General features: G+C 46.8%; 10 protein-coding genes. 8 read left to right on the forward strand and 2 right to left on the reverse strand.

Going from position 1 to position 12,260, the window contains the following annotated elements:
• Positions 1–30 precede the first annotated feature (30 nt).
• From ACOQOZ_RS03440 to ACOQOZ_RS03475, 8 genes are all read left to right on the forward strand, one after another.
• Entirely contained in the window at positions 31–1,305 is a 1,275-nt protein-coding gene (locus ACOQOZ_RS03440; protein WP_420590888.1) for a glycosyltransferase, read from the forward strand.
• Between the two features lie 18 nt (positions 1,306–1,323).
• Positions 1,324–2,064, forward strand: coding sequence for a sugar transferase (locus tag ACOQOZ_RS03445; protein WP_420590889.1), 741 nt, complete (start codon positions 1,324–1,326; stop codon positions 2,062–2,064).
• A 41-nt stretch (positions 2,065–2,105) separates the two neighbouring features.
• Positions 2,106–3,542: an O-antigen ligase family protein gene (locus ACOQOZ_RS03450; RefSeq protein WP_420592391.1), complete on the forward strand. Its 1,437-nt coding sequence runs from the start codon at positions 2,106–2,108 to the stop codon at positions 3,540–3,542.
• Between the two features lie 114 nt (positions 3,543–3,656).
• Positions 3,657–4,700 carry a UDP-glucose 4-epimerase GalE gene (galE, locus tag ACOQOZ_RS03455; RefSeq protein WP_420590890.1) on the forward strand — a complete coding sequence of 348 codons (1,044 nt, stop codon included), beginning with the start codon at positions 3,657–3,659 and terminating at the stop codon, positions 4,698–4,700.
• Between the two features lie 103 nt (positions 4,701–4,803).
• Positions 4,804–5,430: a hypothetical protein gene (locus tag ACOQOZ_RS03460; RefSeq protein WP_420590891.1), complete on the forward strand. Its 627-nt coding sequence runs from the start codon at positions 4,804–4,806 to the stop codon at positions 5,428–5,430.
• 149 nt (positions 5,431–5,579) lie between these two features.
• On the forward strand, positions 5,580–6,047 hold the full coding sequence (locus ACOQOZ_RS03465; RefSeq protein ID WP_420590892.1) for a hypothetical protein: 468 nt from the start codon (positions 5,580–5,582) through the stop codon (positions 6,045–6,047).
• A gap of 177 nt (positions 6,048–6,224) precedes the next feature.
• Complete coding sequence (locus ACOQOZ_RS03470; RefSeq protein ID WP_420590893.1) at positions 6,225–7,655, forward strand: DUF2971 domain-containing protein; 1,431 nt, start codon at positions 6,225–6,227, stop codon at positions 7,653–7,655.
• Positions 7,656–7,771: 116 nt separating this feature from the next.
• The gene (locus ACOQOZ_RS03475; RefSeq protein ID WP_420590894.1) at positions 7,772–10,147 is read left to right on the forward strand and encodes an efflux RND transporter permease subunit; all 2,376 of its coding nucleotides are present in this window, start codon (positions 7,772–7,774) and stop codon (positions 10,145–10,147) included.
• Positions 10,148–10,186: 39 nt separating this feature from the next.
• Here ACOQOZ_RS03475 and ACOQOZ_RS03480 read toward each other — a convergent pair whose 3' ends face one another.
• On the reverse strand, positions 10,187–11,050 hold the full coding sequence (locus ACOQOZ_RS03480) for a PA4780 family RIO1-like protein kinase (RefSeq protein WP_420590895.1): 864 nt from the start codon (positions 11,048–11,050) through the stop codon (positions 10,187–10,189).
• Between the two features lie 96 nt (positions 11,051–11,146).
• Positions 11,147–12,115: a glycosyltransferase family 2 protein gene (locus tag ACOQOZ_RS03485; RefSeq protein WP_420590896.1), complete on the reverse strand. Its 969-nt coding sequence runs from the start codon at positions 12,113–12,115 to the stop codon at positions 11,147–11,149.
• Between the last annotated feature and the right edge of the window lie 145 nt (positions 12,116–12,260).

The raw sequence follows: 12,260 nt of genomic DNA on the forward strand, positions 1-12,260 counted from the left end.
CGTAAGAAGGGACTTCTAGGGGAGATGGTTATGAATTATGAAAGTGCTGTAATGGTTGTAGAAATCGCCGCAGTCATGTTGATGGTCTTTATTGTTTACCATCATTTTGGCTATCCGGTTTTGCTCAAGTTAATTTCTTCGTTTAAACGTCGTTATCGCGCAGACCTGTCGTTTTTACGACCACGGGATTTTCGCGACTGTGTTGGTGATTCCAGAGTGCCAACCGTACATTTGTATATTCCCGCTTACAACGAGGCTGCGGTAATTGAACAGAAAATCGACAGTCTGAGCTGGATCGATTATCCGGCCAATAAATTAACCATCACTATCCTGTGTGACGGTTGTAGCGACGATACGGTGGCTATCGCGCGCAAAGCCGTAGCCCGTTTTTCGAACAAAGATTTGAATATCCGTATTGCTGATTTCGATGAGAACCGTGGCAAAGTTGCCATGGTGAATGAAGCCATTGCCCAGTGTGAAGCCGATATTCTGGCGTTCTCAGATGCATCAGCCATCCTGGCTGCCGATGCAATCTGGCGAATGGCGCAACATTTTATTTGTAATCCTCATATTGGTGTTGTGACCGGTGATTATTCGCTACTGCAGCAAGGCACCGAAGGTGAGGGTGCTTATTGGCAATACCAGAATCGCATTCGTGAGATGGAGAGTGATCTCGGTGCAGTAATGGGAGCGCCGGGTGCCTTTTATGCCGTGCGTACCCAGCTGTGTGATCCGCTGGAAGTCGATACCATCAATGATGATTTTATTCTGCCGATGCGTGTTATCGCCAAGGGTTACCAAAGCCTGTTTGACCCTGATCTGCGTATTCTGGAAACCGAAGGATCGGATGAAGAGTTGGATGCGAAACGCCGCATTCGCATTTCGCAAGGCAATCTGCAACAGGTATTGCGACTCAAAAGGCTGTTTCTGCCAGATCAGGGTTGGGTCAGCTGGATGTTCGCATCGGGCAAGCTGCTGCGTGTGCTGATGCCTTATTGCATGCTGGCTTTGTTGGTGATTTCCGCCTGGTTAACGCCGTACCACTGGTTCTGGGGGTTGATTTATATGGGGCAGCTGGCGGTGTATATGCTGGCCTGCCTGCATTACCTGGATACCGAACATTGGATCGTACGTTCAAAGCTGGTGAATAACAGGCTTGTCAGGTTAGTCAGTTACTTGTGCGTGGGTCACTTTATGGGATTGATCGGTTCGGCCAGCTATTTGCTGAAGAGTAGTTATCACTCAGTCAGACGCTTATTCGGACTTAAAACTGAAGAAAAGCGTGGTTGGCAGAAAATTCGTTAGCATAGTGAGGTCCAGAATATGACGATTGCAACGATACAGCTGAAGAAAAATAAGAAACTTGATCAATCATCGCCGGATTACAGTGCAGAACAAGAACTGCGGCATATGAGAACCCAGCGCTTGCCTCATCAGTTTGTACCGGCAAAGGTAGCCATGTTCAAACGCTGGTTCGATGTAGCCGCTGCTGGCGCAGGCCTGTTGCTGTTTTTACCGCTGTTCCCTCTGATTGCGCTGGCAATTAAGTTGGAAAGTCGCGGTCCTGTGTTCTTCAAACAGCTTCGTATCGGTCAGGCACTGCCGTCGCGCACCGACGTTTTTATGATGATTAAATTCCGTACCATGGCGGCCGATGCCGAAAAAAGAAGTGGCCCGGTACTGGCGAGTAAAAACGATTGTCGCGTAACCCGGGTTGGTAAATTCCTGAGAAAAACCCGTTTGGACGAACTGCCGCAGTTTCTTAACGTATTGCGCGGCGAGATGTCATTAATTGGTCCGCGACCTGAGCGTCCGAGTTTTTGTAATCGTCTGGAAAAACAGATCCCGTATTTTACTGATCGTACTTATGGCCTGAAACCTGGTATTACCGGCCTGTCCCAAATTTATCAGGGGTATGACGAAAGCCTGGAAGATGTAAAAAATAAACTCGGTTACGACCTGTCTTATACCTTGTCGCTGAACAGCGTCTGGAACTGGCTGAAAGCCGACATCTCAATTGTATTCGGCACGATTAAAGTCATGATTCTTGGACGAGGTCAGTAACAGCGGCTAAAGATTGGTTGGCTGAAGCTGGAGTTGATGTGATGGAAAATCAACACTACCCATTAGCCCAAAGCGGCGGAGAGCCGCAGCTAGCCCGTATTATCGCTGTATCCTTTTTATGTGTTGTACTGGGTGTGGTTTGGAACTTTATTCCGCACCCAATCATTATCCTGGTTGCCGGTTTGGCACCTATCGCTATTATCGGCGTGTTGTATATGCCATTTATGGTGTGTCTTGGCTTTATTATCTTTTCTTTCTTCCGTATTCACGAAGCCTTTCCGTTTTTAATGCCCTTTAAAATTCCCTTGTTACTGGCGTTGGCATCGCTGGCAGCCCTGGGTTGGCACCTGGTGATTACACGTGAAATCAAACCCTTTATCACAACGGAGTTGAAGTGGTTTCTGGTGTTCTTTGGACTGGTGACTCTGGGGCTGATGTTCGCCAGTAATCGCGGTATCGCCATTGGTATGTTTACCGGCAGTTATTCCAAAATTGCCATAATGGTGTTTGCGATTGCCTGGATGGTTCGGGAAGAAAAGCAGTTTGCGTTATTGGCCAATATGATTGTGATCGCGGGTATCGCGATTGGTATGGTGGCGTTAAATAATAAAGCCAATGGTATTGGACTGGTTGAAGGTACACGGGTAACCATTGCCAGGGATATGCGCTCAGTGTTGGGCGACCCAAATGACTTGGCGTTGGTGCTGTCATTTCCAATCAGTTTTGCGGCTGGCCTGGCTCTCACAAAAGGACGGGCGCGACCGGTGCGCCTGCTGGGTGTTATTGGTTATTTCGTTATTGCCAGCGCCATTATTGCAACCCAAAGCCGCGGTGGATTGTTAGCCATTCTGGCGGTGTCGGGCGTTTTTGGCTTGTACAAAATTAAATCAAAACTATTGTTGATGGGCATTGGTGCCGTTGCCTTGGTCGCACTTTTAGCGATGGCGGGAATATCCGATCGAAGCTCTGGCGGTGCTTCTGAAGACGGTATTGATGAATCAGCAAAAGGGCGGTTATACGCCTGGCAGGCGGCATTTAATATGGCTAATACACATCCCCTGACGGGTGTCGGATTAAACAACTTCACATCAAACTATTTCTTCTACTCACCTCACTGGGATGGCATGAACCATGCTGTACACAGTACATGGTTTGGCGTGTTGGCCGAGACCGGTTATGTCGGCTTAACCGTATTTTTAATATTGGCCGTCAAGTTGGTGTTAGGAATGCGCCGACTGGTCGACAACCTGGTGCCATTGTATGAGCAGGGGAAATGTTCCCCGGTGATTTTCGGCACGGCGCAATCGGCGCTGGCGGGTTTGGCTGGCTTTATGGTGTCGGGAACGTTTTTAACCCAGGGCTTTACCTGGCCTCTTTATATTTTGCTTGCCGTGAGTGTTGCTGTCACACAGGCAGGTAATCGAATACTTGAGGGTGCTGCGCAGTCAAAACCCGACGACAATAAAGCGCAGACTTAAAACTTTTACTTTTAAACCGTTTATTAAAGAAGCGGCGAATTAAAAGTCGATGATTTAAACCGGAGCAGTAAATTCAGGACGAACTTGTGGGAAGTAATTTTTCAGGAGTTGGATATGATTTTAGTCACTGGTGGAGCAGGGTATATAGGCTCGCATACGTGTGTTGAACTGATTGAATCGGGTTATGACGTGTTGGTGCTGGATAATCTGAGTAATTCCAGTCGCGAATCTCTGCACCGGGTCGAGCGACTAACCGGCCATAAGGTTAGTTTTGTGGAAGGCGATGTTCGTAACGGAGATATACTGAATGTACTGTTCGATACGCATGATATCGATGCCGTTATTCATTTTGCTGGCCTGAAAGCGGTGGGTGAATCTTGTGAATGTCCGATTTTCTATTATGAAAATAATATTGAATGCACACTGAAGCTGGTTCAGGCGATGCAGGACCACAATGTTAAAAATCTGGTGTTCAGTTCTTCGGCGACTGTTTACGGTGATCCTCAAAAACTACCTCTGACAGAGGATATGCCGTTATCAGCAACCAATCCTTATGGTCGTTCTAAGCTGATTATTGAAGAAATGCTGCGCGACTTACCTCGCGCAGACGAGCTAACGCATTCTGATAACCCCTGGTCGGTCGCGCTGTTGCGTTATTTTAATCCGGTGGGTGCTCATAAAAGTGGTCAGATTGGCGAAGACCCGAACGGTATTCCCAATAACCTGATGCCATTTATCAGTCAGACGGCAATTGGTAAACGTGATTGTTTGTCGGTGTTTGGTGGTGATTACAATACTTGTGATGGCACCGGTGTGCGTGACTATATCCATGTGGTCGATCTGGCCAAAGGCCATGTAAAAGCGGTGCAGCGGTTATTATCTGAGCAGGGATTGGATGGTGTGCAGGCGTTTAACCTCGGCACAGGTCATGGCATCAGTGTGCTGGAAATGGTGAACGCCTTTAAAGACTGTAACCATGTCGATGTGCCGTATCAGATCAGTGATCGCCGACCGGGCGATGTGGCGGCTTGTTATGCTGATGTCAGTCGGGCTCAGACCGAGCTTGGTTGGAAAGCGGAGCTGGGGTTAGCTGATATGGTGAAAGACAGCTGGCGCTGGCAGAGTCGTAATCCGGAGGGGTATAGGGTTATCGGATAACCATGTCGATTGGTTGAAGCTGGTTTGAAAGTCAGATTTGTAGCAATATTCACCTCCTGTTGGTTGAATTGATGGAGATGTTGTGGGCATAAGCAGGAGAGGGTTGCTAAAGGCTTTTGGAGCATCGGGTGCATCGATTGCTTTGTCTCCCGTCAGTGCAATCACTCTAGAAGACAATCTTTATTTGAATCAACGGTTAGGTTTTTGCTTAGAAAAACCACGAGGTTGGCATTACTTATCTGTTAGAGATTTCATAAAGAGCTCAGAGGGCATTGAATATCTACCGACAGATCCTGAATTGCAGCAGGATCTTTTAGAGTTAACTGGCACTCCGGTTTTAACCGTTGGAAAGTATTCTGGAGATAATGGCGTTGATCGATTTTCGCCTAATGTGCAGGTTTATGCGGATCCAGTTACTTCAGATAGTGCTGATGACTTTCTTGATGATATTGATCGTGGGAAATATCAGTTAGGAGAATATTACGATAACTATCGAATCGTAGAAGATATGCGCTCAGGTACTATTGGACGTCATGTCTATGGTTCATATAAGGCGAACTTTGATTTGCGGCTAGGTAGCGAAACGCAAAGGCTGTGGGCGAGAATGTTTAGTGTCTATACGGAACAGGCTGAGTTGTCTTTAACGGTAATGGGGGCTGAAGCAGGCCCGGATTCATGTATCAGCGAACTTGATAAGGTTGTTCGATCATTTAAATTACTTGGACGATAATTGAAGCATGGAAATAGCCCACTTCTCGAAGGTACACTGAAATAATTGAGCGCCTGAGTAAGTGGCAAGATGCTGCCAGTATTATCTATTTGAAGAGTAACCTCTATTTCCTTTTTTTGGCGTGAGATACACAGATAAAAATGACAAGAATGGCGTTAGCGTTGGCACTAAGTGCCAGAGATTGTGACGGAGTCGAAGCTGCTCTAAGTCCAGCACCGCTCAATGATCCTGAGTATATAAAGCTTTTAATAGATCTTCTTCCATTAGAATGGCATAAAAGCCATGAAAATATTGTGAGCCATCTTCAGGCTCTGAAGCCTGCAGCGGCAGTTTCTGTACTCAGCAGTGTAGCTGTAACGAAATATCCCTACCTTGAATATGATAACTCTTTGGCACTGGCCAGAAAGTGTACTTGGGCTCTAGCTGATATCGGAACGGATGATGCGAAAGAAGCACTTGTTCGGATTTCGAGATGTGGAGAGGTTGAGATAGAGGTGTATGCGGTGAAGCGTCTCAAAAATTGGAAAAAAGAGCTAGCGCGGAAGGGGTGGAAAACGGAGTGTTTGCTTGCTCGTTTGGTTAAGTTGTTTGGCAATGGGAAGACTTACATTGAATGAGTTGTAACTCGGATGGCTGTGAGGCTTGATAGTTTCTCTGCTGGAGGTTTACTTCAAAGTAGTTAATCTCTTGCTAGCCTTGGATATTATCCCGTTAGTTTGAGGTAGAGTAGTATTAGTTTCTCATGATAGGTTTAGTGCGATGACTTTTAAGAAAGCAGTTGAATAGGGAAATTGATGAAGAAAGAGTATTACCGGTTTAGATCAATTGATAATTTGATGGGTAATTACAAAGAACTGGAGAGTCAAACGATATACTTTGCACCACCTGAACAGTTAAATGACCCGATGGAAGGCAGTCGAGACGTGTTCTGGGAGGGGGATGTAATAGCGTGGAAAAAGCTGTTTATTCATTATTTGTTTTGCCTAGATGATTTTGTGGTAACGCTGTTTTCACAGGATGAACCTGAAGATTTTTCAAGAGCTTGTATTCCTGTTGCTGGTAGGATATCTGAATCGCTTACGGGCTCTCGGCGTAATATATTTTCTAAAGCCTGCGATGCTTTTTTAGGCGATGATGATATTTACTCCTTTATTACCTCGATATCTAAAAGGTCGACGCCTGTAAGGAAGGATGAACTGAAGTTTTATCTTGGCTGCATACACTTTTCAGCGCTAAAGATAATATTGGATTCTTATATAGATGAAGGTGCTATGCCAGAGGCTAATAGAATTCATGGAGATTTCTCATCTATGGTTTCTGATCTAAATTCAAAAAATTTCTTTCAAGTAATTGAAGATTTGATTCGTCTCGGTGGAGTTCAAGAGTCAAAAACTTACGAGCTTTTCCATCACAAGAGCCTTTGGCGAGAGCAGACAATTCTACAGGCTAGGTATCTCAATGATAAGATATCGAATCCAGAGTTAAAGGACGTTTTGCTGAATGATTACCCAATGATATATGTCGAGTGTTTGTGTGATCTTTTATACCCCAAATGGTATACGTCATGCTTTATGACTGAATATAAAAATTCATCCGTTTGGGGGCACTACGGAGATCACCACAGAGGAGTGTGCCTGATCTTTGAATCAGATTTGGATGGTAATGATAGCTTTCTAGAGCTAAATGGTGTTGTTGGCTGGAGCGGAAGTGGCCCTTTACTCGGCAAAAAGCGAATGAAATTTAACCGTATTAATTATGAAAGCAAACTTGTTCCTGTTGATTTTTTTAGGTCCCTGGGGAATCTCCCGATACCAACATTGTATGAAATGTGGTACATGGATGACGATGGGGGTGTTAGTGAATGTGCAGAAGGGATGAGTGGAAGTGAGGAGCAATGGCGCGAGGCTTATTGGGAATCGTTTATTGAAGGAGTTAGTGTCAAGTCAAATGACTGGGCGTACGAGAATGAATATAGATTAATACTCAGCAGTTCTATATTAAATTTATCTGACAAGGAAAGCCGTACGCTAACTTATGACTTCTCTTCTTTGAAAGGAATAATCTTTGGTATTAAAACGTCGCGAGAAGATAAATTGGAGGTATTAAGAGTGATCCGGGAAAAATGCCAGGCTGAAGGTAGGAGAGATTTTACTTTTTATCAGGCTTACTATTCGCCGGACCATGGCTGTATCCAGAAGGCAGAGTTACGAACACTGTACTTCTAGAGAAAGAGCTACCACGAATGGAATTCTGTGGACTTTTCATAGTCCTAATTAAACCTTGCCTGCTGGCAGGCACCACTTAGAATGCCTGCCATTCTCACCATAAAAACGACTCCATCATGCTAGAACGTTACATTCGCTGGGTAATTGCCCAGCGCAAATGGCTCACCGTCATCACTTTCCTTGCTGTTGCCATCATCACCTTTGGTGCCTCCAAGCTGACTTTCACCAGCGACTTCCGAACCTACTTCGGCCCGGATAACCCGCAGTTGCTCGCCTTTGAAAATATGGAGCGCACCTTCTCCAAGCAGGAGAATGTGTTCTTCTACGTAAGAGCAAAAGAGGGCGATATCTTCACCAATCGTGGCCTGGCACTGATCGAAACCCTGACCAATAAAGGTTGGGAGTTGCCCCATTCCCAACGGGTAACCTCGCTGCAGAATTATCAGCATACCGATGTGGAAGAAGACGAGCTGATGATTGATTACCTCTACGAAGAGGCAATGGATCTCGATAGCAGCCAGCTACAACGGATTAAAAACATCACTTTTGATGAACCCACCATGATACATCGGCTGATCTCAGAAGATGGTGCATCCACTGGCGTCACGGTACGTACGGTATTACCGGAAGAAATGACCCGGGAGGCCTCCGGCGAAGTCGTAAACGCTGCCCGCGATCTGGCCAATACATTACGCCCTGAATATCCGGATTTCGATATTATGATTGGTGGCTCGTTGGCCTCCAACGTCACCATGGGAGAAGCCATCAAGCAGGATATTGAAAACCTGCTGGGGTTGTCTTACCTGATTATGATCATCGCCATGGTGATTTTATTGCGCACCTTCTCCGGCATGATTCTCACCCTGATGATCATCAGTTTTTCGGTATTGTCGACCATCGGTTTATTCGGCTGGCTTGGCTTTACTATGACGCCGCCCACCGGCTTTGTACCCACGGCGATTCTGACCATCGCCGTGGCCGACACCATCCATATTCTGATTACCTATTATTATGAGCTGACCCATGGTCGCTCAAAACTGGAAGCCATCCAGGAAGCGTTGCGAATTAACTTTTCGCCGGTGTTTATCACCAGTATCACCACCATTATTGGGGTGTTATGTCTGAACACCAGCGATTCTCCGCCGTATCAGGATATGGGCAATATGATTGCCGCCGGGGTATTTTTCGCCTGGATTTACAGCATTACCTTTTTACCGGCCATGCTGGCGATTATGCCCGCACCCAAAGGCAAAGCGGTTAATAATGAACCAACCGGCATGATTGCCTTTGCCGATTTTGTTATCAAACACTACAAGCCGCTGTTTGTCGCCATGCTCGTATTAATTTTGGCGGTAGGTGTTCAGGTAAACCGCAATATTATTACCGAGCGCTGGCACGAATTTTTTGACGAAACTTTTGAAGTACGTAATACCCTGGAAGCGACCAATGATTCGCTGGGTGGTTTGCACCGGATATTTTTTGTACTGGACAGCAAAGAAGAGGGCGGTATTAACAGCCCGGCTTTCCTGCAACAGGCGGACGATTTTTCTAAATGGTTAGCCACCCAGAATAAGGTTACCAGTGTTGATAGCCTGACGGACATTATCAAGCGCCTAAATAAAAACCTGCACGAAAATGATCAGGACTGGTATCAGATTCCGGAAAGCCGCGAACTGTCAGCACAGTATTTATTATTGTACGAACTGTCGCTGCCATTGGGCCTGGGACTGGACGACACCATTAACAACGCCCGTTCGGCTATCCGTATGTCGGTGGCGTTCTCCAAAGCCGATTCCATTTATATTCTTGAGCTGGAACAAAAGGCATTAGAGTGGCTGGATGCTAATGCACCGGCCATTCATGTAAACGAAGGCACTGGCTTAGATATCGTATTTGCCAATCTGACCTTCCGTAATATCGGCAGCATGATGAGCGGCACTTCGATGGCGCTGGTGCTAATTTCTTTCCTGCTTATTTTCGCTTTGCGCTCATTTAAAATCGGCATGATCAGCCTGGTGCCGAATATTGTTCCGGCGGTATTGGCGTACGGAATTTGGGGCATGATTAATGGCCAGATTGATACCGCCATTTCTGTGGTGGTATGCCTTAGCCTGGGTATCGTTGTCGATGATACGGTTCACTTTTTAAGCAAATATCTGCGTGCCCGCCGGGAAAAAGGTTACTCCGCCGAAGAAGCCATTCGTTATGCCTTCAGTGCCGTGGGGACCGCATTAATTGTCACCTCGACTGTGTTGATTGGTGGCTTTATGGTTATGCAGTTCTCGCACTTTAATCCAAGCAATCATATGGGCATGTTGCTGGCGATCACAATCCTGGTCGCGCTGTTGGTTGATTTCTTATTCCTGCCGCCGTTATTGATGTTCCTAGATCGTAATAATGAGACTTCCCAAAATAACAATGAGCCGGAATTTGAAATAAAGGCTTTTGCAGCAGCGGGCGAAGAGCCTGCGAAAAAGCAGGCTGAAGTGTAAGTAGATTAAAAAACAGAGCGGAATTTAAAAAAGCGGAATTTATTCGACCTCGTCGGTTTCCGCTTCTTTAATTCGTTGCAGTCGTTCCTGCTCTTCAGCAAAGGCGGCTTTAATTTCTTCCAATACCGAATCAACATCCGCCTCTTCGGTTGGATCTTCAAACAGGCCGGTTAACTCGGTATCCAGAGTTAACTTGCCGTCTTCGAATAAATCCCACATCTCATCGGCGTAACGGCTGTTTTTTAACTCGGGGGCAAACTGGCCGTAATACAAACTCATATTACGCACGTCTCGATCTAACATGGCCTTGGCGTTATTATTCGCCGCCGCATCGACCGCCTGAGGCAGGTCGATAATCACCGGGCCGTAGTCGTCCACCAGCACGTTAAATTCGGATAAATCGCCGTGCACAATGCCGCTGCATAACATGCGGGCGATATAGTGCATGACAATAAAGTGATCTTCCCGGGCTTGTTCGGCATCCATCATCACATCGTTTAACCGTGGCGCAACATCACCTTCGTCATCGCGAATCAGCTCCATCACTAACACGCCATCGAAACAGCCATAAGGTTCCGGCACCCGCACACCGGCTGCAGCCAGTTTGTACAAGGCATCCACTTCGGCGTTTTGCCAGATATCTTCCTGTTGCGAGCGTCCGTATTTGGAACCTTTCTCCATCGCCCGGGCACGTCGGGAATTCCTTACTTTACGGCCTTCCTGGTATTGAGCGGCTTTTTTGAAGCTGCGTTTGGCGGCATCTTTATACACCTTGGCGCAGCGGATTTCGTCGCCTACGCGAACACTGTAAACCGTGGCTTCTTTGCCACTCATCAGTTGGCTGAGTACTTCGTCGATGATGCCGTCGGCAATCAGGGGCTGGAGTCGTTTTGGAGTTTTCATTCAGGCCTTATAGCGCAAATGGCCTCATGAAGAAAGGGGAGAACGGCGGGGATGAGCTGCCCGCCGTTGTAGGGTGCTGTGATCAAGCTGGCGCTATCACGCCGTTTGTTTCTCTTTTTTGGACTTCCAGGCCCAATACAGCTGGGCTGCGGCGGCTTTCAGATTGCGCTTGGACGGATTCAGTAAGAATGCTTTGGACTGATGCCAGAAGGCACGCAGATAGCGGTGTTCTTCGGCATAGTACTCGGCGTATCCGGTTTCCAGACGACCACGAGCCTGCATTACCGACCAGACATTGAGGCGTTTCACATAACGCTCATAGCGGTTCATGATGATCTTCATATGATCGAGTCGGCGCAGGCGATTGCTGGTTTTTGAACCCGGGCGTACCAGATACTCCATCAGTTCATCGTTACAATAGCCAACCTTGCCGAACTTACAGAAGCGCATCCATAAATCCCAGTCTTCCGCCGACTTCAGTTTGTGATCAAAGCCGCCAACCGCTCGTTGCACTTTGGTTTTAACCATCACACACGAAGTCCCGATCACATTCTCGCTGAAAATACGCTCCGCAGCCGACGGCAAGGTATGGAACTGGTCGTCTTTAATGGCTACCCGATTGAAGTGTGGCCAGAAGCCAAAACAATCACCCAGATCGGTATTTTCCGGTGTGGTGTGATGGTAGTTAGTGAAGCTCATCACCACGCGTGGGTTCTTACGGTGGAAATCCAGCTGTTTCTGCAGCTTACCCGGGTGCCAGTAATCGTCAGCATCGAGGAAGGCGATAAATTCGCCATGGACACGTTTTAACGCAAAGTTACGTGCCCGGGCTGAGCCAACACCACGCAGGCGATAAGCGCGCAACTCGGGTGTAGTTTCTTGCTGCTGCTTCAGCCATTCAAACGTGCCGTCATCGGAATTGTCGTCTATTACTAATATTTCGATGTTCTCAACTTCCTGGTTAAGGATGCTCTCAATCGCCTTAGGGAGATACTCCAGGCAATTATGAGTTGGAATAACAACACTGACACTGCGCTTAAACTTTTTATCGGAATTGCTGCTCATCGTCTTTCTCCGTTGCTCGGATTTTTTGGTTGGCATTTGCTTTGCTCAACCTAATTCAGATTCTTTTAGTTCAGAGCAAAGTGGGTGCCAGATTTTCAGACGTCAGAAATTAACGCCGGAAAATTTGCCCAATGGCCACAAGGGA

It is taken from the genome of Bacterioplanoides sp. (genome assembly GCF_965219715.1).
Lineage (GTDB): Bacteria > Pseudomonadota > Gammaproteobacteria > Pseudomonadales > Oceanobacteraceae > Bacterioplanoides.

Coding starts and splice junctions, on each gene's coding strand:
- ACOQOZ_RS03440 (WP_420590888.1), top strand. CDS start 31: ATGAATTATGAAAGTGCTGTAATGGTTGTAGAAATCGCCGCAGTCATG.
- ACOQOZ_RS03445 (WP_420590889.1), top strand. CDS start 1,324: ATGACGATTGCAACGATACAGCTGAAGAAAAATAAGAAACTTGATCAA.
- ACOQOZ_RS03450 (WP_420592391.1), top strand. CDS start 2,106: ATGGAAAATCAACACTACCCATTAGCCCAAAGCGGCGGAGAGCCGCAG.
- galE (WP_420590890.1), top strand. CDS start 3,657: ATGATTTTAGTCACTGGTGGAGCAGGGTATATAGGCTCGCATACGTGT.
- ACOQOZ_RS03465 (WP_420590892.1), top strand. CDS start 5,580: ATGGCGTTAGCGTTGGCACTAAGTGCCAGAGATTGTGACGGAGTCGAA.
- ACOQOZ_RS03470 (WP_420590893.1), top strand. CDS start 6,225: ATGAAGAAAGAGTATTACCGGTTTAGATCAATTGATAATTTGATGGGT.
- ACOQOZ_RS03475 (WP_420590894.1), top strand. CDS start 7,772: ATGCTAGAACGTTACATTCGCTGGGTAATTGCCCAGCGCAAATGGCTC.
- ACOQOZ_RS03480 (WP_420590895.1), bottom strand. CDS start 11,050: ATGAAAACTCCAAAACGACTCCAGCCCCTGATTGCCGACGGCATCATC.
- ACOQOZ_RS03485 (WP_420590896.1), bottom strand. CDS start 12,115: ATGAGCAGCAATTCCGATAAAAAGTTTAAGCGCAGTGTCAGTGTTGTT.